Raw genomic sequence first — 20,414 nt, 5'->3', positions numbered from 1 at the left:
GCCAGCTTCCAGCCGCCAGCCTCCAGCACGTCTGGCTGGTCGCTGGAAGCTGGCGGCTGGTGGCTTTCTAAAGCGACACGCCGAACTGCATGCCGATCACGGTCGCATCCGGGATGTCGCCGGTACCGCCGGGTTGGACGACGTATTGGATGTCCGGCTGGACGTAGGCGAACTTGGTGAGCTGGATGCGATAGCCGAGCTCGAACATCCACTCGTAATCGGGCCGCCCCGTGCCGAGCGCCTCCTGCTCGTCGGCGTAGTCGTCGCTCAGCGTGCCGTAGGTGGTCCCGAAGATGAGACGGTCCTGATTGCGTCCCGCGAAGGGGCCGACGTACTGGGCGCCGAAGCTGGTTTGGAAGGGCACCAGCGCGGGCTCCTGCTGGTTGGTGTAGGCGAGTGTGCCGAAGAGATAGAGCCCCTGATCCGAGCCCTCGCGCTCCTGCGTCACCTGTTGGTCCAGTTGAGCGTAGTAGCGAATGAAGGTGTCCGTGGTGTCGTCGGCGTTGAAGTTGGGCATGTCGAAGGAGACGTTGTTGAGCCCGAGGCCGAAGTGGCCGGGCTTGGTGCCCATCCGCCAGTCCCTTTCCAGCTGGACCATGACCGAAATCCCGTCGCTGTCGCGGAAGGTGAAGTCGGTGCCGTGCAGGTCCGGGTCCCACATGCGCTCGGTGAGCTGATAGGCGCCGATCTTGACGCGGAAGTCGTCGGTCGGCGCGTATTTGTAGCGCGCACCCCAGACGCCGTAGGGATAGGAGGTCATGACCCCGTCGAAGAGCACGGCGCGGATCTGACCGTCGATACTGTTGGACAGGTAGTAGCCGTAGAAGGGCGATCCGGCGAAGTCGTCGGTCGCGGTGATGCGGCCGAACTTGAGCGCATGGCGACCCTCGTCCCAGGTCTTCTCCAGGCTGAGGTTGTAGAGGAACCAGGTCTGGCCGCCGACCAGCTGCATGACGCTGTAGATACCCACGACCTCGGGGTCGATGCTCTCGCCGTGACGGTCGATGCCGCTCAGGTTGAAGGTCCAGCCGTCCGCACCGAACAGCTTGCCCAGATCCAGCGTCACGCCGGCGAAGAGGTCACCCGCATAGGCGTTCGCGTCCTCGTTGCCGCCGCTGACGTTGGCGGACACGATGGCGTTGTAGTAGGCGAAGACGTCGATGCCCTCGGCCTTGAGCTGGGTGCGCGTGCCGCCCCAGTCGCCGGTCAGCGTGTCGCCAGAGCGCCAATCGCTCGCGATGGCGATCGTGGAGAGGGGCAGCATTGCAGCCGCGAGGGCGGTGAGTCCGATTCTGGTGTGATTCATCGTGATCCTCGTTCGTTATCGTTGTCGTCAAGGACGTCGTGCGGCGGCCCTGTGCCGCTCTGCGGCGCGATCCTTCCGGGCTTCGCCACCGTGGACAGGCCGTGCCCTGGCCCGCTAGGCTGGGCGCCAACTCCAGACGAGATCAGCGCCGCTCTTGTTGGGGGGTATCTGAAACCCGCCAGATGAATGGACGATGAACAGATTCACGACTCTGTTTGTAACAATTGTCATAGTAGGCGCTGTGGTGCCGGCCGCAGGCGCCCCCTTGGCGGTGCTGACCCGCGATACCAGCGCCATCGGCGGTCCGGCGGCCCGTCATGCCGCGAGCTTCCAGGCGGCGACCGGCGTTTCGATCCGACTCTCGCGCACGTCCTTCTCCGAGCTCTACGAGCGGATCATGCTGGGCTTCGTCACGGCCCAGATGCCCTACGATGTACTGCTCATCCCCTCGGCCTGGCTGCCGGACTTTGCGCCCTATCTCGCCCCGGTGCCGGATCGCATCCTCGAAGGTCCGGTCGTCCAAGACATCTATCCGGTCTACCGCGATGCCCTGATGCGCTGGCGCAATCGCGTCATGGCGCTGACCATCGACGGCGACCTGCATCTGGGCGCCTATCGGCGCGATCTCTTCGCGGATCCCGAGGCCCGCACCGCCTTTGCGGCCGCCTACGGTCGCGACTTGGCACCGCCAAGCACCTGGTCGCAGTACCGGGAGATCGCCGCCTTCTTCAGCGGCCGTTCCGGCTCGGACGGCCAGCCGCTGGCCGGAACGCTGGAGGCCTACGCCCGAGGCGGACAGCGCATCTGGTACCTTTTCAGCCACGCCGCCGCCTACACCAATCACCCCGACCATCCGGGCGCCATGTTTTTCGATCCCGAGACCATGACGCCGGCCATCGGCAACCCCGGCTGGGTCAGGGCGCTGACCGAATTTCTCGCGCTCCGTCACGCCGGACCGGCGGATGTCGCCTCGCTCGACAGCGAAGCCGTGCGGACCCGCTTCGCAGCTGGGCAGGCGTCGATGGACATCGACTGGGCGGACACCGGTGTTTTGGCGGGGGCGCTGCAGGGTGGCGCGGCATCTGCGGTCGCCGGTCAGGTCGGTTTCTTTGCGCTTCCAGGCAGCGAGGAGGTGTGGAATCCGGCGACCCGCAGCTGGGACAGGCTGCCCGCGCCGCGCTCCGTCACCTTCCTCGCCTTCGGTGGTTGGATCGGTGTCGTCCCGGCCTCCAGCACAAACATAGACCAAGCCTGGGACTACCTCGCCTGGCTCGCCAGCCCCGAGCACAGCACCGAGGACGTACTCGACGGTACCTCCGGAATCAATCCCTACCGTCCCTCGCAGCTCGCCGACCCGCAACCCTGGCGCAAACTGCTGGGCGAGCAGCAGGCGGACGATTATCTGCGGGTACTGCGAATGAGCCTGACCGCCAACACCATCGCCAGGGATCTGCGCTTGCCCGGCTATCGCGCCTACATCGCCGCGCTCGAAGACCAGCTCGATCGGGTGATGGCCGGAGAGATCTCGCCGGAGGCGGGTCTGGCGGCAGCGGCGGAAGACTGGGAGTCGCTCACCGACCGGCTCGGACGCCAGGCGCAACGTCGCTATTACCGTCAGGCGATGGGACTGGAGAACGCCCTCCCGAGTGGAGCGCCGCGATGACACGGAAAACGGCCACGAGACGGCCTATGCCCGAACCGCGCCCATGAGGCCGGACACCGCCCCGAGCCATCGTCGCTCCGGCATCAAGTCCCGCCTGTTGCTCATTCTCGGCCTGGCGATGCTGGCCATCGCCATCGCGAGCGCCGTCGCGCTGGTTGCCCTGACGCAGATCCGCAGTCAGGTCGCCACCGTTGCCGATCGGGAGCTGCCGGCCTCCGAGGCGGCCCTGCTGCTCGCGCGTATCGGCGAACGACTGCAGGACCGCACGCCCGCGCTCATGGTGCTCAAGGATGCGGATGCGCGGCGACGCCAGATGGACCTGATTGAGCAGGATCTGCAATCCCTCGCCAGCGAGGCCGAGCACCTGAACCGGCTCCATCCGGGCAAGGATTCCGATGCAGCGAGTTTCTCCCGGCTGACCCGGGCACTGGCCGACAACCTGCGTCAGATCGCGGCCCTGATCGAACGTCAAGCGGATCTGGGGCGCGCAGCGATCGGTCAGCGCGAGCGTCTGATCCAGTTGCGCGAGCGTGTGCAGCAGATTCTCGGACCCTCGATCCTGGCGGTCACGGATGTCGTCGACCGCGAGCCGAGCGCGCCGGAACCGCTGTTTCGGCGCGCTGCGCTCGCCCAAGGTGCCTTGCTGGATGCGGAGCGTTTGGCCGGCTTCGCCTTTGGCGAGTTGCTGATCGCGACCGAGGCGTCGAGTCTGGATCAGGTCCGCCAGTCCCGGCGCACCTTCGAGCGTATTCGCGACCGTCTCGTCGGCCTGGTGCCCAGGATTCCCTCCGGCCTTCGCGACGAGCTGAGGGCCGCGATCGCCGATCTCGCGGGACAGTTGGAGCCGGCGGGTGTCTTCGCGCTGCGCTCGGGCGAATTGGCGGCGATCGCCGAGGCCGAGCGGTTGGAGGTCGCAAATCGACGGATCGCCAGCCAGCTCAAATCGCGGGTGGATGCCTTGGTCCGCTCGGCCAACGCGAACATCGCACAGGTCGCGGCGGTGATGGGCGAGACTGTACTCGCCAACACACTGTTGTTCGTCGCGGTCAGCGTCGCCGCCATTCTGATCGCGACCCTGCTCTCCTATCGTCTGGTGGTGCGCGATATCAGCCTCAATCTGCGTGCGGTGACCCAGGCCATGCAGCGGCTGGCCGAAGGGGAGCGTCAGGCCCGCGTCCCGGCGATGGACCGGGACGACGAGATCGGCGACCTGGCGCGCGTCTTCAACGTCTTCAAGGAGCAGTCTTTCCGTATGGAGACGCTGGATCGTCAGCTCACCGAGAAGTCGAACCTGCTGCTCGCGACCTTCGACAACATGAACGACGGTTTCACCGTCTTCGACGCCCAGGAGCGCCTGATCGCCTGGAATCCGCGTTATCTCGAACTCTATGGACTGTCGGATGCCGCGCTGGAATACGGTGTCTCGCTCGCGCACATCCACGCGCGGTTGGCCGCGCGTGGCACGCGGGCCTTCACACCGTTGGGCGAGGAGGTTGCGCTGGCCGAGCTCGTCAGCGAGCGCCGCTCGCTCACCCGCGAATACGAGGTTCGCTGTCCGGACGGACGTCTGGTCGAGCTGCGCAGCAATCCGGTGCCGACCGGCGGCTTCGTCACCATCCATATCGATGTCAGCGAGCGGCGCGCCATGGAGCGCCAGTTGCGTCAGGCGCAGAAGATGGAGGCGGTCGGACAGCTCACCGGCGGTATCGCGCACGACTTCAATAACATTCTCGCCGCGCTGCAGGGCAACTTGACCTATCTCGAAGAGGGGCTCAAGGATCGGCCGGAACTCTATGCACGCTGGAAGAAGGCGATGGGCGCTTCGGATCGCGCAGCCCGACAGGTCGAGCGATTGCTCGCCTTTTCGCGCCGCCAGCGTTTGGATCCGCAGTTGGTCGACGTCAACGCACTGGTGACCGGCATGCTGGACCTGCTCGAATACAGCCTCGGCGACGGGATCGTGCTGCACAGCGAACTGGCTGTCGCGCTGCCGCTGGTTCGCATCGACCCCGGACAGCTTGAAAACGCCCTGATGAACCTGGCGATCAATGCGCGGGATGCGATGGGCGGGCAGGGGCAGATTCGCATCGAGACGGCGCGGCTCAGCGATGCCGAGGTCGAGATCCGTGTCGAAGACACCGGCTGCGGCATCCCGCAAGACCTCATCGATCGTGTCTTCGAGCCCTTCTTCACCACCAAATCCGGCGGCAAGGGCAGCGGTTTGGGACTCAGTATGGTCTATGGATTCGTCAGTCAGTCTGGCGGTGGCGTCACGATCGAGAGCGAGCCGGGGCAGGGCGCTCGTGTGGGTATCCGGCTGCCGGTTTGCGCCGAATCGGCAGTAGCGGACTCGGGCACGTTGCAGGAGGAAGGCGCCGTTGCGGACTGCCCCCAGGGCAATGGGGAGACACTGCTCGTCGTCGATGACGACCCGGCTTTGCTCGATCTGACCGCTACTCAGCTCGAATCGCTGGGCTACTCTGTGCGGATTGCAGGGAATGGTGCCGAGGCGTTGGACGTGCTGAGGGGCGATTCCTCCATCCGTCTGCTCTACACGGATATCGGTTTGCCGGCGCCCTGGGACGGTTTCGCGCTTGCGGACAAGGCACGGGAACAGAGACCGGGGCTGAGGGTGCTCTATACCTCGGGTCAGGACCATGACCGCTTGGAGGTCGCCGAGGTGCTGCTGAAAAAGCCAGTGCCGCTCGATCTGCTCGCGAGGACCGTTGCGCGTCTGCTCTCCGCTTGAGGTTGGCCAGGCGTCTCGAAGCCGCCGCTTTTGGCGCTGCGGAGGATGCGCCTAACGGGCATTGCACATCGTTTTTGCGTTATGTACCCGCCCGATGTCCCGTGTTTCGCCGGCCCTGGATGATTGGAACAGTATGGTGATATGACTGCCGTCGTGGGACCATAGTGCGCATAAGCCGTTTATGTCGTTCACGTGCCGTATCGCGTCCGCCGTGATCCGCGTTGGATGATTCCCGGTCCGGCGACCCGCGCGCCCTCCCTCCAAATAAGGTAGCCATGAAAGTCCCCAAACGTCTCGAGCCCTTGATCCAGGAAGGCCTGGTCGACGAAGTCCTCTATGCGCTCAAGAGCGGCAAGGAGGCGGCGGTCTATGTGGTGCGATCCGAAGGGGTCGTGCGTTGTGCCAAGGTCTATAAAGAAGCGAAACAGCGCGGTTTTCACAAGCAGGCGTTGTATCGGGAAGGGCGTCAGGTGCGCAATAGCCGCCAGGCGCGGGCGATGGCAAAGGGCTCTAGGTACGGACGCCAGGAGCAGGAAGACGTGTGGCAGAACACCGAGGTCGACGCGCTCTACCGTCTGGCCGCAGCCGGGGTGCGCGTGCCGCAGCCTTACCACTTTATCGACGGCGTATTGCTGATGCAGTTGATCACCGATGACGAGGGCGACGCCGCGCCCCGTCTGGATGACGTGGATCTAAGCCCCGATCAGGCGCGCGTCTATCATGCCTCACTGATCGCCGACGTGGTGAAGATGCTGTGTATCGGACTGGTGCATGGCGACCTGTCCGAATTCAATGTGCTCGTCGATCCGCAGGGTCCGGTGATCATCGATCTTCCTCAGGCGGTGGATGCGGCGGCGAACAATCATGCCTCCTGGATGTTGGCGCGCGATGTCAACAATCTGGCCGCCTATTTCGGACAGTTTGCGCCCGAGCTGCTCACGACCAGCTACGCCCAGGAAATTTGGCACCTGTATGAACATGGCCATCTGACGCCGGATGTGACGCTCACGGGGCATTTCAAAGGTCAGCATCAGACGGTCGATCTCGACGCGATCCTGAACGAAATCCACGAGGCCGAGGTGGAGGCGATGCGGCGCAAGCTGGCGATCGCCCAGGGTGAGAAAAGCGACGTCTCGTGAAATCGAGGCGACGGTGCATTGCCGTCCCGTCGCCGATCGCTCGGTCGGGGGACCGCCGTATTGAGTCCACTCCGCGTCCCTCGGTCCGATCTCGCTGTCTTCAGCGTTTTTCGACGACGGCGTCGAAGACGTACCCGGCACCGCGTTCGGTGCGGATGAGTCTGGGGGCGTGGGGGTTAGGTTCGATCTTGCGTCGGAGTCTGAGGATGAGCACGTCGATCGTTCGGTCGAAGACCTCCGCATCGTCGTTGTGGGTGCGCTCCAGCAGTTGCTCTCGGGTGAGTACGCGCTTGGGGGATTCGACCAGTGCTTCGAGCAGAAGGTATTCGGCGTTGGTCAGCGAGACGGGATTGCCTGTGGAATCGGTGAGGATTCGCGCGGAGAGGTCCAGTGTCCAGCCAGCGAAGCGGCGGTAGTCGTGGTTCGGGGCAGGGCTGTGAGGCGTACTGGCCAGCTCGCCGGAGGTGCGCCGCAGGACGGCCTTGATGCGGGCGGTGAGCTCGCGCGGGTTGAAGGGTTTCACGACATAGTCGTCGGCGCCCATTTCCAGGCCGAGAATGCGGTCGACGTCCGAGCCCATTCCGGTGAGCATGATGATGGGAATCGCCGAGGTTGCGCGGAGCTGGCGGGCGATGGTGAGGCCATCCTGGTCCGGGAGGCGGATGTCGAGCAGGATGATGTCGGGTGTGACCGATTCCAGGCTGGAGCGTAGCTCGGCCTCGCTGCCCGCCTCGATCAGGCTCCAGCCTTGCTGTCGCGCTTCCTCGGAGACGATCTCCCGGATGTCTGGGTCATCATCGACGATCAGCACCTGGATCATGGGAGGCTGCGTGTCGGCCGCTCAGGAGTCGATCGAGGTGCGTGCCACGATGTGTTGGGCCCAGGAGCTGTGGGTCGCCACCTCGCACATGGATCCGCCGAATTTGAAGACGGCTCGATCTCCCGTCAGGATGCGGTGGGCTGCCTCCAGGTCGTTGGGCGAGATGCGGAAAGCGGCCTCGATCACCGGGATCTGGACCGGATGGATGGCCGTTTTGCCGCACAGACCGTGGGCGATGTCCTCGCTCAGTTCCTCGTTCAACAGTTCCGGGTGGTCGATATGCTCGAAGACCGGCGCGGTGAGCTGGAATCCATAGGGTTTGAAGATGGTCACCAGCTGGGCGATGGTGTGCCCAAGCGGGGTGCGGTAGATGGTGCGGTCGCGCGGACGGCGGATGCCGAGAATGGACAGCAGGTCGTTACCGCCGATGCGTAGCGCCAGGATGCGGCTCTGATAGTCCTGCTCCAGCAGGTGATCGCGCAACGCCATCATGCGTCCGGCGTCGAAGACGTCGCGCGTTTCAAGGGTCGGCATGCAGCGATGCTGGGTATCGGCGAGCAGACCCATGTAGTCGTCGATGTTCCCGAGTTCGACCTTGGGGAGGACGAAGCCGTTCAGCTTCTCCACGCCCGGCAGCGCCAGCAATCTGGCGAGAATCTCGGGGTTGCGCGCACGCACGAAGCGCAGTGCCTTGGAGTCGGCCGACATCTGGTCCAGACAGATCTGCAGATTGTCGAGGCCAAGCTCCAGATCCTCTTCCGATACGGCATCCTCGGTGCAGAAGATGACCGAGCGCAGTTCGGACCAGCGCGTTCCGCTCGCGATATCCAGCAGATCCTTGTGGGTCACCGGGACATAGAGAGATCCGCGCAGACGGTATGCCTCAAGCATGTGAAAGACCTCGTTTGAGCAAGACGGCCTGATAGGGGCGCGATGGGTCCAGCTCGAGTGGGATGTGGCGCTCCTGTCCGGGCTGCGGATCGCGCGCAAGCGGGCGTCGACCAACGCCCTGCGCAAGCCAGTCCTCGATCGGGGGGCGACTGCTCAGGCCCGAAATGGCCGCGTTCAGGCACATCATGGCGAGGCCGTTGGGTGCGAACTCAGCGGGCGAACCGGCCGAGCGTTGCATCGAAGATCTGCGAACCGCGCGGGGTGATGGCGTAGTCGCACGCAGCCATGAAGGCTCCGTCGATCAGACTGTCTCCGACACCGATGCTCATGACCGCCTCTCCCGACTCGCTCAGACGCTCGATCAGATAGCGAACTGCGTGCTCCTTGCCGAGCCTGGTGGGCAACACGGCCAGATTGTTGGCGTTGCGGTGCAGGCGGTAGCGGTCCTGGCGCGCGTTCACCCAAGGCTGTATGACCTCATGCTGAAGCCGATCCAGGTCGGCGCTGCGACCCGATCGGTATTTGGCTACCAGATAGAAGGGCAGCCCGTAATCCTCGATGACGCGAATGCGGACCGACAGCTCCGATCGGGTGACGAAGGACTCTGCCGTATCGCGTAGTCCGCTCAGCTCGTCGATGGCCTCCCCCGAAACCGAGGACATCCGTTCCATCCAGCGGGCATCCGGATCGCCCTGGGGATCGAGGATGATCCCGCCATAGTCGATGATGCTCCAGCTGTTGAACGGCAGATCGACGCGGCGCAACGCGCCCAGATCCCGCGCGGTGGTCGGGATCAGGGTCGCGTTGCCGTCCAGCAGCCGCCAGAATGCCCGCTGTCCCTCGGTCATGAAGGAATGGGCCGAGCCATCCTTCAGATAGGCGACCGGGTGCGGTTCCTCGTCGGGAGGGCATTTCGGGCGGCTCTGGAACAGTGTGTCGTCCAGGTCGAGGAAGACCAGTGTCCGCACGCTCAGGCCAGTTCGAACTCGGCCGGGTTGAGACCCAGCTCCATGGCGATCTTGCGCGCGACGCGCTTCTCGTCGTCGTCGAAATTGCCGTCGGCGCCGGCGATCGAGATGATCAGACGCAGGATGAGGCGTGAGGCGGCGTCGTTGTTCTTCATCTTGCGGATGGCGTCGTAGGCCTTGGCCTCTCCCAGGTCCTTGTCGAACTCGATCTGGGTGACCGCGTTCTGGAAGGACTCGATCAGCTCCTTGCTCGAGAAGACCGAGAGCGGCTCGTAGTTCTCGATGAAGCGCATCATCTTCTGCTTCTCCTCGGAGGAGATGTTGCCGTCGGCCATGGAGATGAGCACCGAGCCGCTCACGGCGGCGTTGAGGAAGTCCTTGTTCTTGAACTTCATCGCCTCGTTCTTGAGGTCGCCCGCTTTCTGCTTGAGGTTGTTCAGGAAGTCTTGAAAGGCCATGGTGGCACCTGTGTGATGATTCTCAGTGGATTGACAACGGCGTTTGGGCCGGTTCTTGCATCGGACGTGGATCGTCCGCATCCAACTTGGTCCAGCCGCGCTCGAATTCGTTCGTTTTGGCGCCTTGGAGTTCCCTATTCTGCACCTTTTGATCCGCCTCCATGTCTCGAAGGGGCGGGAGCCCCGTTCGTCTTGCTCAGAGGTTGGATTCTAGCAGAGTCCCCCGGCCACATAGGCCGGGCGAGCCACGCCGTTCAGTCTTTGCGCCCGCGCGCCCATTCGAGGTCCCAGCGATGGGCCAGGTCCATGTCGACATGGCCGCGATAATAGTCGACCAGTTTGGTGACCTTGACCGCTCCGTCCTGATTCTCCAAAAGCGCGATGGCGCACATGGGGCGGTCGTTGCGGTGCGAGTCGAGCCGGACCTCGATCTCGGGCTGTCCTGGGGTCTTGAGCGTGATGCGCGCGTCCGACTCGGCCCAGTTGGGCGCGCCCTCGTAGATGAAGGCATAGACCAGAACCCGGCGGATCCGGTCCCATTGCTGGCCGTTGATGCGGAGGTTCTCGCCCTCCGAGCGGGTGCCGGTGCGATCGTCGGCGTCCAGTGCGATGTAGGGCGGGGTGTTGTAGCTGCCGAAGGTGTTTCCAAGTGCCTGGACGGCGCTCTTGTCGCCGTCGGCCAGTTCGTAGAGGCAACCGATGTCCAGGTCGGTTCGCTGGGGGCCGAATCCGCCGAACAGGCCCTTCTTCTTTGGCTGTGGCAGGCTGCGCCATTTGAGATTGATGAGGATCTCGCCGTGGCTTGCATTGGCGGCCTTCTCCAGTGCCACCGAGTTGCCGCGCTTTTCGAGTGTGATCTTGCTCAAATCCACTGGCGGTGCCTGCGGTTTGGGCGGCTCCGGTGGAGGCGGTGGCGGGGTCTCGGCGACGGTGCCGCCGAAGTGGGTGACCAGCGCCTCCAGCCCGCCGTTGAAGCCCTGGCCGAGCGCGCAGGTGCGCCAGACGCCGTCCTTGCGATAGATCTCCAGCAGTATGAGCGCGCGTTCCTTGGCGAAGTCGCTGCCGCTGAAGGCAAAGCGTCCGGCCTCGGTGCCTCCGTCGAGGAAGCGCACATGTCCGCTGGCGATTTGCGACATGGTGCCGGCGCCGTCGATGGCGGCGGTGAGGGTTAGGCGCTCGATGCTCGGCGGCAATCGGGCGAGGTCGAGCGCGAAGCCGGCCGTGTCGCCCGCGGGCGTGGCGAGCGAGACGCCGCCGCAGGGTGTGGTCGGTTGATTGAAAAAGGTCATGTAACGCTCGTCCGACAGCTTGCCGTTAGCGTCTAGACCGAAACAGGCGATGTCGATGCTCATGCCCGGCGCGTTCACCGTGACCCCGAGCGTGAAACGTAGGCCGTTCGGTACCAGATCGGCGACCTTCGCCCGTTGTCCGTGTGTCAAGTTCATCCGCTCAATTACCTCGGTGGATGATTTCAAAGGGGAGTCGAACCGCAAAGGCGCACAGGGTTGGATCTTGTCGGGTGCAATAGCGAAGCCTATTGCACCGAACGGGCGCCGAGCCGACGTCCTTGCGGCGCAATACGCGATCGCTATTGCGCCCTACCCAGGAATCGAAGTCTTTGCGTTCTTCGCGCCTTTGCGGTTTATCTGAGGGTAGGGATCAGCCGACGTTGACGCCGTGCTGGAGCGCCAGCGCGCGCAGTCCGCCGGCATAGCCTTGGCCGACGGCGCGGAATTTCCAGTCGCCGCTATGGCGATAGAGCTCGCCGAAGATCATGGCGGTCTCGGTGGAGTAGTCCTCGGAGAGGTCGAAGCGGACCACCTCCTGATTGGTGTCCTCGTTGACGACCCGCACGAAGGCGTTGCTGACCTGTCCGAAGTTTTGGTGGCGAGCCTCGGCCTCGTGGATGGTGACCACGATCACCAGACGCTGGATCTCTGGCGGGACCTTGGGCAGATTGACCTTGATGGATTCGTCGTCGCCTTCGCCGGCACCGGTCAGGTTGTCGCCCGTATGGTTGATCGAGCCGTCCGGGGATGTCTTCTGGTTGTAGAAGATGAAATGGGCGTCGCTTGGGACCTTGCCGTCCTCTTTTACCATGAAGAGGCTGGCGTCCAGGTCGAATGCCTGTCCGTCGGTTGCGCGCGCGTCCCAGCCCAGGCCCACCAGGGCGTTTACCAGGTTGGGCGCCTCCTTGCTCAGATTGACGTTGCCGCCTTTGTTCAAGCTGATGGCCATGAGAGTCTCCGTTCGCTATCGAAAATGAATGGCTGTCTATTCTGCCCGTGCCCGGTGACCGCTGGGTGAAGCGTCACGCCAGGCGGGCGGGGAGGGCGACCATTCCGGATGTCCTGCCTCAGTCGGGGGCATCCGGGTAACGGTAGGTCATGCAGTTGGACCGCATCTGTTCGTTTGGATTCAGGGCCTCCATAAGTTCATCGAGTCCCTCACTCGGCGTCTCGTGACAGACGAGGATGCGCGCATAGTCGGCGGGATCGACGTTGTAGAGATAGTTGGCGATGCCCTCGTCATAATTGTCCCCGAAGATCAGGCAGCGTTGCACGTCGGCCCCGACGAGGATGGGCGAACGGGTGGTCGCCTGTACCGAAACGGTGAAACCGTGCGCCTCCAGCTCCAGTCCGATGCGAAAGGCCGCGTGCATGAACTCTCCGGTTCCAAGGACCAGAATGGGGGCGCCCGGTTCCAGTCCATCGGTCGTCTGTGACAGGACCTCGGTCGGAACCTGGAGCGCCCGGTCGATGCCGAAACGTCCCAGTGTATCGGCGATCTGGCCCGGCTCGCGCCGATTGGCCCCGACTGCTGTTGGCGGAATCTCGGCGGACAGCGGCGGTCCGGGCTGGAAGTCGAAGTCGGCGTGCAGCGCAGACCGACAGGACACCGGTAAGCCGAGACGTTCGCTGAAGCGCTCGGCGCTGTCCGCCCCGCTGAAGTCGGTGATGCAGACGAACTGAACCCGTTCGATCGCCGGATTGAAGGAACGATAGGCCTCGACCAGATTGCACAGGGTGGTCCCGGTGCTGATTTCGTCGTCGATCAGGATCAGTTCGCGCGCCTGAGCGAAGGTGTCGAGATGCTCGGGCCGCAGGGGCAGATAGAGCGTCTGGTCCGGCGCGTGGCAGTGGGGTTCCAGAAACTCCAGAAAACGGCGCCCCTCGACCCGGTAGCGGGTTGAGTGGACGAAGAGGCCGGGCGTGTGCGGATCCTGCTCCAAGGCGGCTTCGAAGACGCCCTGGCCGAGCCCGGTTGCGGTTTCCGCCATGGCGATAAAGGCCCTGGGTCCGATGGCGGGCGCGAGCTGGGCGGCGAGATGGCGGTGGATACGTCGCATCTGGCTCGGGCGGGCCGGCCAGTGCTTGCCGAGCACCTTGCTCAGAAAGAGGAAGCCGCGCTTGAGGTTGTTGCGCGCGGCGAAACCGCAGAGTTCGTCGAGCGCAAAGGCGGATTCGCGGACCCGGACGGAGAGCCGTCCGGTGTCCAGTTGGATATGGCGTGTCGTCACGAATGAACCTCGACGCGGCGGTAGCCGGGCGCCTCCAGAATGCGTCCCTCGGTTGCGACTATCGACGCCTTGCACCGTTGAACGCCATGCGTCTGGCCGTGCAGCGCCAGATAGGGTGGATTGAATTCGGCGGCGCCCTGCCGAATCGGATCGAGCAGGGCGCGCGCATTGGGGGCCGTTCCGTTGAACCCGTCTGGGGTCATGCGAGGTGTGCCGCAGACCTTCTTAGAGATGCGGCTTGATCTGGGGCAGCATCTGCTCGAAGGTGCGGCCCTGGCCGACCTCGCCGATGGCGTGCATCTTCCACTCGCCGTTATGGCGATAGACCTTGGCCATGATCATGGCGTTGTGGGTGCCCTGGCAGCTGAGGTCGTAGCGGGCGATCTCGGCGTTGTTGGCGCCGTTGACGATGCGGCAGAAGGCGTTGGCGACCTGTGAGAAATCCTGCCCGGTGTAGTTGTTGACGGTGAAGACCAGGCTCTTGACCCCAGCCGGAACCTTGGACAGGTCGACGATGATCTGCTCGTCGTCACCCTCGCCCTCGCCGGTGCGGTTGTCGCCGGTATGGGTGATGCTGCCGTCCTTGCTGTGCAGCTGGCGGAACCAGACGGCGTCGAGCAGGTTGCCCGACTCGTCGAACATGAGACAGGAGGCGTCGAGATCGATGCTGTCGTCGCCGCCCCCGCCGAACATGCCTCCGAGGAACCCTCCTTTCTTGGCCTGGGCGGCATCCCAGCCGAGTCCCATGACGATGCGGGTCAGGCCGCCGCCGGCCTCTTTGTCGAGCGAGATCTTTTGACCCTTCTGAAGACTGATGCCCATCTCTGAAATACCTCGTGTCGTCGAAATGTGGTGTCGTCGGCGTCTTGTGTGCTGTGCGCCGTCAGTGTGTCTGGGGAGTGAAAATGGACCGGTTGCGCGAACAGACCACAACCTTGCCTTGGCCGCGGAAACGGATCACCAGCCCCTCGCCCGAGGTCACCGAATTGACTACGTTGCCGAAGAATCCGCCCCCGGTGCGGGGCATGCCGACCTCGAACTGGAGGTTGGACGACCAGGCGACCGCGTGGCTGTTGTCGATGACGGTGTCGCGATCAGGCGTGATGTCGAGCGTGAAGAGTGCGCCGAATCCGGACACGGCCAGGGTGCCCTGTCCGACCGCCTCCATGATGACGAAGCCGCCGGTGCCGCCGAATAGACCGCCGCCGAGGCTGTTCATCCGCGAGCGCACGTCCACGCCGTGATCGGCGGCGAGGAAGCTGCCGTCGGACAGGGTGAAGGGTGAGCCTGGAGTGATCTGAATCAGCTCGATGCCACCCGGCAGGGTGGGCGAGAGCAGACAGTCGCCGTTGCCGCCGACCGCTTCGATTTCTTGCTGGAACAGCGATTCGTCGGTGGCGAGTCGGCGCATCAGCGCGCGTCCCAGGCCGCCGCGCATCTGTCCCTTCACCTGCAGCGCCTCTTCCATCATGACCATGGCGCCGGATTCGCAGTAGATCCGCTCGCCCTTCTGCATGCTGACGTGCAGAAAGGGATCGATTTCTCCGGTGATCGTGAAGTTCGGCATGGCATTCACCTCTCGGCTAAATGGGGGCGATCAGAGACAGCGACCAGCTGCCAGCGACCAGCATTGTGCTGGAGGCCGGAAGCTGGCGGCTGGTCGCTGAACATCAGCCGATGTTGACCCCGTGATCCTTTGCCAGCGCGCCTAGACCGCCGGCGAAGCCCTGGCCCACGGCCTTGAACTTCCATTCGCTGCCGTGACGGTAGATCTCGCCGAACACCATGGCGGTTTCGGTAGAGTAATCTTCCGAGAGGTCGAAGCGGGCCAGTTCGGTGTTGGAATCCTTGTTCAGGACGCGCATGAAGGCGTTGCGGACCATGCCGAAGTTCTGTTTGCGGGACTCGGCCTCATGGATGGTGACGGCGAAGACGACGCGCTGCACGCCGGCCTCGACGCCGGGCAGGTTGATGCTCACGGTCTCGTCGTCGCCCTCGCCCTCGCCGGTGGTGTTGTCGCCGGCATGGACCACGGCACCGTCGGGCGAGGTCTTCTGGTTGTAGAAGACGAAATGCCCGTCCGACAGCACCTTGCCGTCTTCGCCGACCAGGAAGACGCTGGCATCCAGGTCGAATGCGGCGCCGTCGGTGGAGCGTGCGTCCCAACCCAGTCCGACGAGGACGTTGGTCAAGCCGGGATCGGTCTTGGTCAGGCTGACGTTGCCGCCTTTCTGCAGGCTGATGGCCATGTAGTTCTCCTTATTAGTAGTGATTGAATTTCAATCGGGCGATTGAACTTGATGGTGGCTGAACGCTCGGGAATTTGGAATCGGCCGTCCGGCGCTCGCCGCCGATCGATAGGTGCCCGGGCGGTGCTGTCGCCTCTGCTCGAAGTGCGCGTTCGGTGGATCGCCCGTTCTCGCTCTGTTGCTCTTGTGTTTCTGGCGTGGGACCCGACTAGTTTAGTCGAGTCCTAACCGGCGCGGTACAGCCTTCGCGCTCTCGCTCGATCCCCGTCGGTCGTCCCGGTTCGTGGATGAGGCGAGCAGATTATCGCCCACCAGGAGACAGCACATTTGGGCCGATGTTCCGGCGACGGGGTGTCGGGGGCCGCTCGGGCAGGGTTATTGCTATGGATCCGAACGCGCCTGCACAATAGGTGTAGAGACGCCTCGTTGCGCCCTGTGTTGTTTCGGGCGTCTCCTTCTCGCCGTGTGAGGATGTCGTTACGGCTTTTTCACGGGTTTCGTGCTCGGGGTTCGACGACCGCGATGTCTGGGTTTCCGTTCTCCTTTAGCGGCTTACGGTCGTTGACGACGGCGATGCATCCCGGCGTTGTGCGGGGTATTCGGTAGCAAGGATGGGGTGGTCAATGGGGGATCCCAATCGAATCGATGGTGTCGCCGTCGCTCGTGACGAGGTCGGCGACGATGGATGTGCGACTCGCTCTTCACCGGCGTGTGGAGGGCGCTTCAGCGCGCTTGCCCCCGAATCCAGTGCGGCGGCTGTCGAGCAGTTGCATTCGGCGTTGATCGACGAGGCCTTCCGTCAGGGGCGAGCAGGCATCCCAATGACGGCCATCTCTATGCTCGGGATGGCGGGCATCCACTGGCTCCACACCCACGCGCTGATCGAACCGCTCTGGCTCGTCGCGGGACTCGCGGTCTTCGCGCTGCGCATGCTGCTGCTTTTGGTCCATGAGTCATATCGGGAGGGTTTGAGCACCCGGACCCGCGCGCGCATGTTCGAGTGGCCGTTGGTGTTGAACAGCTTGGTTTGGGCGGCGCTGCCGATCCTGGTCTTTCCGTCCGCCGAGCCGGTCGAGCGGCTCGCCCTCATCGCCATCATCGCCGGTCTCGCGGGAGGCGGTGCCGCAGTGCTTGCACCCGTGCTCTGGTCGGCGCGTCTCTACATCCTCTGTTTGATGGTGCCGGCCTCCATCATGATCTTGGATACGCCGGGCTCGGGTCCGGTCGTCTTCGTGCTCGGTATCGGCTTCACGGCCCTGTCGCTGTTCAGCCATGCCCGCACGCGCGATGTCCTGGTCATGGCCCAGCAGCGTTTGATCGAGAATCAGGCGCTGCTCGGTGAGATGCGTGAGCAACGCTCGGTCGTCGATCGGCTCAATCAGGAATTGCTTTCCGCCCAGCAGCGGCTTCTGGAGCACAGCCTGGAGCTGGAGGCGGAGGTCGAGGAGCGGACGGCACGCATGCGGCTCGCCTTCTCGGTGATCCAGAATACCGCCGAGGGCATCATGGTCATGGGGGTCGATGGGGACATCCTTGAGGTCAATCCCGCCTTCACGCGCATTACCGGTTACGCGTCAGACGAGGTCATCGGACGATCCTTCAAGCTGTTGCGCTCAGATCGGCACGGAGAGGACTTTTTTGACCAGCTTTGGCAGCGCTTGCGCTCGACTGGGCGCTGGGATGGCGAGATGTGGAGCCGTCGCAAGGATGGAGAGGTCTTCCTGGAGCGGCGTGCCATCGACGTGGTGTGCGACGCCGAGGGACAGACGACGCACTACGTTTCCGTCTTCAGCGACGTCACCCAGGACTATCACAAGGACCAGCAGCTGCTGCACCAGGCGCTGCACGATCCACTCACCGGATTGGGCAATCGTAAGCTGCTGCGGGACCGGCTTGAGCACGGTATTGCTCGATCGCAGCGTCATGGCAGTCGATTTGGGGTGCTCATCTTCGATCTGGATCAATTCAAGGCCGTCAACGACAGCCTCGGGCACCACGTGGGCGATCAGCTCTTGTGTGAGATCGCCGAACGTCTCAAGTTTCGGCTGCGCGCCAGCGATACCCTGGTCAGGCTCGGCGGCGACGAATTCGTGGTGCTGATGGCCGACCTTCATCAGCCGGCGGATGCCGTGGTATTGGCGCACGAACTGCTGGATGCCTTTACGCACCCCTTCGAGCTTCCGAATAACCGGATGCACGTGCGCTCCTCGCTCGGCATCGCCATCTATCCGGACGACGGCACGGATCCGGATGTCCTTATGAAGAACGCCGATATGGCGCTCTATGCCGCCAAAGCGGCCGGCCGCAACACCTATCATTTCTTTCAGCCGATTTTCGCCGATCAGGCCAGTCAACGTCTGGAGTTGGAGCTGGCCTTGCGCGAGGCCATGGAGCGCCAGGAGCTATCGCTCTATTACCAGCCCAAGGTGACCGCCTCGGATCATGCCTTTCTTGGGTTCGAGGCATTGTTGCGTTGGAATCGCGGCGAGCAGGGCTTCGTGCCGCCGGATCGGTTCGTGCCGGTCGCCGAGGATTGCGGGCTCATCGGCCAGATCGGGGGCTGGGTGCTGGCCGAGGCCTGTGCTCAGATCGCACGCTGGCATCGTGCCGGTCATGGCTGGCGGAAGATCGCCATCAATGTCTCGGTGCGCCAGCTGGTGCATGACGATCTGGCCGGCATGATCCGGATCGAGTGCGAACGGCAGGGGATTTCCCCGACACTCTTGGAGGTCGAGGTCACCGAGAGCTGTGTCATGGCGAATCCAGGCCAGACTTCGCCCATCCTGGCGGCGCTTCGGGCGATGGGTGTCACGGTGGCCATCGACGATTTCGGTACCGGCCATTCGAGCCTGTCCTATCTGCGGCGCCTGCCGGTGGACGTCATCAAAATCGATCGATCGTTCGTCCACGAAGCGGTCGAGGACGCGGGTGCCGAGGCCATCGTCAAGACCATCGTGAATCTGAGCAAGACGCTCGGAATGGGTGTTGTGGCCGAGGGAGTCGAGACGCTAGAGCAGGCTGAAATGCTGGCCCGGATGGAGTGCGATGTGCTCCAGGGCTATTGCTTCGCCCGACCGATGCCGGGCGATGAGATCGAGCGCCTGTGGCGGGAGAACGATGCCACACCCTCGGCGCTCGGTGTGGCTGAGATTTAGAGGATCGGCGCGGTAGCGCCCTGCACCGGCTCGTCCGGCGGGCTGAACCAGTTGAGCTTGTCGCGCAGCTTGACCACCTCGCCCACGATGACCAGTGTCGGTGGCTGCGGTTGCGCGGTGGTGACGATGTCGCCGATGTTCGCGAGCGTCCCCGTGTGGACCCGCTGCATATGGGTCGTGCCCTGTTCGACCAGAGCGATCGGCATCTCGGCGGGGACGCCGTGGGCCATGAGTCGCTCGACGATGATGGGCAATCCGACCAGTCCCATGTAGAAAACCACCGTCTGGTTCGGCTGGGCGAGCGCCGACCAGTTGAGATCGATGCTGCCATCCTTGAGATGGCCCGTCACGAAGGTGACCGACTGGGCATGATCGCGGTGAGTCAGCGGGATACCCGCATAGGCGGCGCAGCCCGAGGCGGCGGTGATGCCGGGGATGACCTGGAAGGGGATGCCCTCGGCGGCCAGGGTGTCGATCTCCTCGCCGCCGCGCCCGAAGATGAAGGGGTCGCCGCCCTTGAGCCGCAGCACGCGGAACCCGTCCTTGGCCAGGTCGGCGAGCAGCCGGTTGATCTCCTCCTGACGCATCGCATGATGGTCGCGCTGCTTGCCGACATAGATGCGGCGGGCGTCGCGGCGGGTCATCTCCAGAATCGGCGCGGCGACCAGGCGGTCGTAGACCACTACGTCGGCCTGCTGCATCAGACGCAGGGCGCGGAAGGTCAGAAGGTCCGGATCGCCCGGGCCGGCGCCGACCAGATAGACCTCACCCATGTCCTGGTCCAGGGCGTCCGGTGCCAGCTCCTGCTCGATGATGGCCTCGGCCTCCTCGAACTGGCCGGCGAAGACGCGTTCGGCGACCGCCCCCTGCAACACGCGATCCCAGAAGCGGCGACGGTCGCGTTGGTCGGTGAAGCGCGTCTTCACGCGATGGCGATAGCGTCCGCTGAACTCGGCGAGCCGGCCGTAACCGGCGGGGATCAGCGATTCCAGTCGGGTGCGCAGCAGGCGCGCCAGGACGGGAGACGCCTTGCCGGTCGAGATGGCGACCGTGACCGGCGAGCGGTCGACGATGGATGGCAGCAGAAAGGAGCAGGCCTCTGGGTCGTCGACCACGTTGACGGGGATGTCGAGCGCGTTGGCGAGCTGGGCGATGTGGCGGTTGGTCTCGTCCTCGTCGGTCGCTGCGATGATGAGTCGGTTGCCCGGCAGGTCCTGCGGCTCGAAGCAGCGTGCGAGATAGCGGAACTCACCTGCCTCGGCCTTGCACGCAAGCGTTTCGCAGAGCGTCGGTGAGACGAGGGTGATGGCTGCGCCTGAGCGTAGCAGGCTACCCACCTTGCGGGCCGCCGTGGTGCCGCCACCGACCACCAGACAGGGCTTGCCATTGAGGTCGAGAAAGATCGGGAGGAGTTCCATGGTCATCTCAGTGGTCTCGGTGGTGTTGCGCCCACAGGGTCGTTGAGTTGGTATTCAAAAGTCCTTAATATACTTAAT

17 protein-coding genes are annotated in these 20,414 nt (G+C 64.0%); 4 read left to right on the top strand and 13 right to left on the bottom strand.

The genetic code is table 11. The features are described from left to right. Positions 1–67: 67 nt before the first annotated feature. On the bottom strand, positions 68–1,306 hold the full coding sequence (locus THIDRDRAFT_RS04150; protein WP_007039553.1) for a carbohydrate porin: 1,239 nt from the start codon (positions 1,304–1,306) through the stop codon (positions 68–70). Positions 1,307–1,499: 193 nt separating this feature from the next. Here THIDRDRAFT_RS04150 and THIDRDRAFT_RS04145 point away from each other — a divergent pair, with 193 nt between their 5' ends. The 3 genes from THIDRDRAFT_RS04145 (at position 1,500) to THIDRDRAFT_RS04135 (ending at position 6,857) form a co-directional block, all read left to right on the top strand. Then, positions 1,500–2,969, top strand: coding sequence for an extracellular solute-binding protein (locus THIDRDRAFT_RS04145; RefSeq protein ID WP_040843856.1), 1,470 nt, complete (start codon positions 1,500–1,502; stop codon positions 2,967–2,969). Further along, positions 2,953–5,718 carry a PAS-domain containing protein gene (locus tag THIDRDRAFT_RS04140; protein WP_007039551.1) on the top strand — a complete coding sequence of 922 codons (2,766 nt, stop codon included), beginning with the start codon at positions 2,953–2,955 and terminating at the stop codon, positions 5,716–5,718. Before THIDRDRAFT_RS04145 ends, THIDRDRAFT_RS04140 begins: the two co-directional genes overlap by 17 nt. A 275-nt stretch (positions 5,719–5,993) precedes the next feature. Next, positions 5,994–6,857, top strand: coding sequence for a PA4780 family RIO1-like protein kinase (locus THIDRDRAFT_RS04135; RefSeq protein WP_007039550.1), 864 nt, complete (start codon positions 5,994–5,996; stop codon positions 6,855–6,857). Between the two features lie 100 nt (positions 6,858–6,957). Here THIDRDRAFT_RS04135 and THIDRDRAFT_RS04130 read toward each other — a convergent pair whose 3' ends face one another. The 11 genes from THIDRDRAFT_RS04130 to THIDRDRAFT_RS04075 form a co-directional block, all read right to left on the bottom strand. Then, on the bottom strand, positions 6,958–7,677 hold the full coding sequence (locus THIDRDRAFT_RS04130) for a response regulator (protein ID WP_007039549.1): 720 nt from the start codon (positions 7,675–7,677) through the stop codon (positions 6,958–6,960). A gap of 21 nt (positions 7,678–7,698) precedes the next feature. After that, positions 7,699–8,568 (bottom strand): HpcH/HpaI aldolase/citrate lyase family protein, encoded by an 870-nt coding sequence (locus THIDRDRAFT_RS04125; protein ID WP_007039548.1) that lies wholly within the window; start codon positions 8,566–8,568, stop codon positions 7,699–7,701. Positions 8,569–8,777: 209 nt separating this feature from the next. After that, on the bottom strand, positions 8,778–9,536 hold the full coding sequence (locus THIDRDRAFT_RS04115; protein ID WP_007039546.1) for an HAD family hydrolase: 759 nt from the start codon (positions 9,534–9,536) through the stop codon (positions 8,778–8,780). Positions 9,537–9,538: 2 nt separating this feature from the next. Then, entirely contained in the window at positions 9,539–9,994 is a 456-nt protein-coding gene (locus THIDRDRAFT_RS04110) for a tellurite resistance TerB family protein (protein WP_007039545.1), read from the bottom strand. 254 nt (positions 9,995–10,248) lie between these two features. After that, a complete protein-coding gene (locus tag THIDRDRAFT_RS04105; protein ID WP_007039544.1) occupies positions 10,249–11,439 on the bottom strand; it encodes a TerD family protein in 1,191 nt (396 codons plus the stop codon). Positions 11,440–11,653: 214 nt separating this feature from the next. Next, entirely contained in the window at positions 11,654–12,232 is a 579-nt protein-coding gene (locus THIDRDRAFT_RS04100; RefSeq protein ID WP_007039543.1) for a TerD family protein, read from the bottom strand. Between the two features lie 118 nt (positions 12,233–12,350). After that, complete coding sequence (locus THIDRDRAFT_RS04095) at positions 12,351–13,514, bottom strand: phosphoribosyltransferase domain-containing protein (protein ID WP_007039542.1); 1,164 nt, start codon at positions 13,512–13,514, stop codon at positions 12,351–12,353. Next, positions 13,511–13,717 (bottom strand): hypothetical protein, encoded by a 207-nt coding sequence (locus tag THIDRDRAFT_RS04090; RefSeq protein WP_007039541.1) that lies wholly within the window; start codon positions 13,715–13,717, stop codon positions 13,511–13,513. Before THIDRDRAFT_RS04090 ends, THIDRDRAFT_RS04095 begins: the two co-directional genes overlap by 4 nt. A gap of 22 nt (positions 13,718–13,739) precedes the next feature. Further along, entirely contained in the window at positions 13,740–14,336 is a 597-nt protein-coding gene (locus THIDRDRAFT_RS04085; RefSeq protein ID WP_007039540.1) for a TerD family protein, read from the bottom strand. Positions 14,337–14,397: 61 nt separating this feature from the next. Beyond that, positions 14,398–15,081 carry a TIGR00266 family protein gene (locus THIDRDRAFT_RS04080; protein WP_007039539.1) on the bottom strand — a complete coding sequence of 228 codons (684 nt, stop codon included), beginning with the start codon at positions 15,079–15,081 and terminating at the stop codon, positions 14,398–14,400. 103 nt (positions 15,082–15,184) lie between these two features. Beyond that, positions 15,185–15,763, bottom strand: coding sequence for a TerD family protein (locus THIDRDRAFT_RS04075; RefSeq protein ID WP_007039538.1), 579 nt, complete (start codon positions 15,761–15,763; stop codon positions 15,185–15,187). 623 nt (positions 15,764–16,386) lie between these two features. Between THIDRDRAFT_RS04075 and THIDRDRAFT_RS04070 the strand changes: the two genes are divergently transcribed. Continuing rightward, complete coding sequence (locus tag THIDRDRAFT_RS04070; protein WP_007039537.1) at positions 16,387–18,918, top strand: putative bifunctional diguanylate cyclase/phosphodiesterase; 2,532 nt, start codon at positions 16,387–16,389, stop codon at positions 18,916–18,918. Here the strand turns inward: THIDRDRAFT_RS04070 and cysG are convergent. Then, positions 18,915–20,336 (bottom strand): siroheme synthase CysG, encoded by a 1,422-nt coding sequence (gene cysG, locus THIDRDRAFT_RS04065; protein WP_040843901.1) that lies wholly within the window; start codon positions 20,334–20,336, stop codon positions 18,915–18,917. The genes THIDRDRAFT_RS04070 and cysG overlap by 4 nt on opposite strands. Positions 20,337–20,414: the final 78 nt, after the last annotated feature.

Source organism: Thiorhodococcus drewsii AZ1 (assembly GCF_000224065.1).
GTDB classification, from domain to species: domain Bacteria; phylum Pseudomonadota; class Gammaproteobacteria; order Chromatiales; family Chromatiaceae; genus Imhoffiella; species Imhoffiella drewsii.
Note: the sequence above shows the minus strand (reverse complement) of the source record. Positions and strands in the feature narration are given on the sequence as shown.

Excerpts from the sequence above, each read along its gene's own strand:
- THIDRDRAFT_RS04080 (WP_007039539.1), bottom strand. The coding sequence starts at position 15,081 with ATGCCGAACTTCACGATCACCGGAGAAATCGATCCCTTTCTGCACGTC.
- cysG (WP_040843901.1), bottom strand. The coding sequence starts at position 20,336 with ATGGAACTCCTCCCGATCTTTCTCGACCTCAATGGCAAGCCCTGTCTG.
- THIDRDRAFT_RS04090 (WP_007039541.1), bottom strand. The coding sequence starts at position 13,717 with ATGACCCCAGACGGGTTCAACGGAACGGCCCCCAATGCGCGCGCCCTG.
- THIDRDRAFT_RS04110 (WP_007039545.1), bottom strand. The coding sequence starts at position 9,994 with ATGGCCTTTCAAGACTTCCTGAACAACCTCAAGCAGAAAGCGGGCGAC.
- THIDRDRAFT_RS04085 (WP_007039540.1), bottom strand. The coding sequence starts at position 14,336 with ATGGGCATCAGTCTTCAGAAGGGTCAAAAGATCTCGCTCGACAAAGAG.
- THIDRDRAFT_RS04125 (WP_007039548.1), bottom strand. The coding sequence starts at position 8,568 with ATGCTTGAGGCATACCGTCTGCGCGGATCTCTCTATGTCCCGGTGACC.
- THIDRDRAFT_RS04100 (WP_007039543.1), bottom strand. The coding sequence starts at position 12,232 with ATGGCCATCAGCTTGAACAAAGGCGGCAACGTCAATCTGAGCAAGGAG.
- THIDRDRAFT_RS04145 (WP_040843856.1), top strand. The coding sequence starts at position 1,500 with ATGAACAGATTCACGACTCTGTTTGTAACAATTGTCATAGTAGGCGCT.
- THIDRDRAFT_RS04075 (WP_007039538.1), bottom strand. The coding sequence starts at position 15,763 with ATGGCCATCAGCCTGCAGAAAGGCGGCAACGTCAGCCTGACCAAGACC.
- THIDRDRAFT_RS04130 (WP_007039549.1), bottom strand. The coding sequence starts at position 7,677 with ATGATCCAGGTGCTGATCGTCGATGATGACCCAGACATCCGGGAGATC.
- THIDRDRAFT_RS04150 (WP_007039553.1), bottom strand. The coding sequence starts at position 1,306 with ATGAATCACACCAGAATCGGACTCACCGCCCTCGCGGCTGCAATGCTG.
- THIDRDRAFT_RS04105 (WP_007039544.1), bottom strand. The coding sequence starts at position 11,439 with ATGAACTTGACACACGGACAACGGGCGAAGGTCGCCGATCTGGTACCG.
- THIDRDRAFT_RS04135 (WP_007039550.1), top strand. The coding sequence starts at position 5,994 with ATGAAAGTCCCCAAACGTCTCGAGCCCTTGATCCAGGAAGGCCTGGTC.
- THIDRDRAFT_RS04070 (WP_007039537.1), top strand. The coding sequence starts at position 16,387 with ATGGGGGATCCCAATCGAATCGATGGTGTCGCCGTCGCTCGTGACGAG.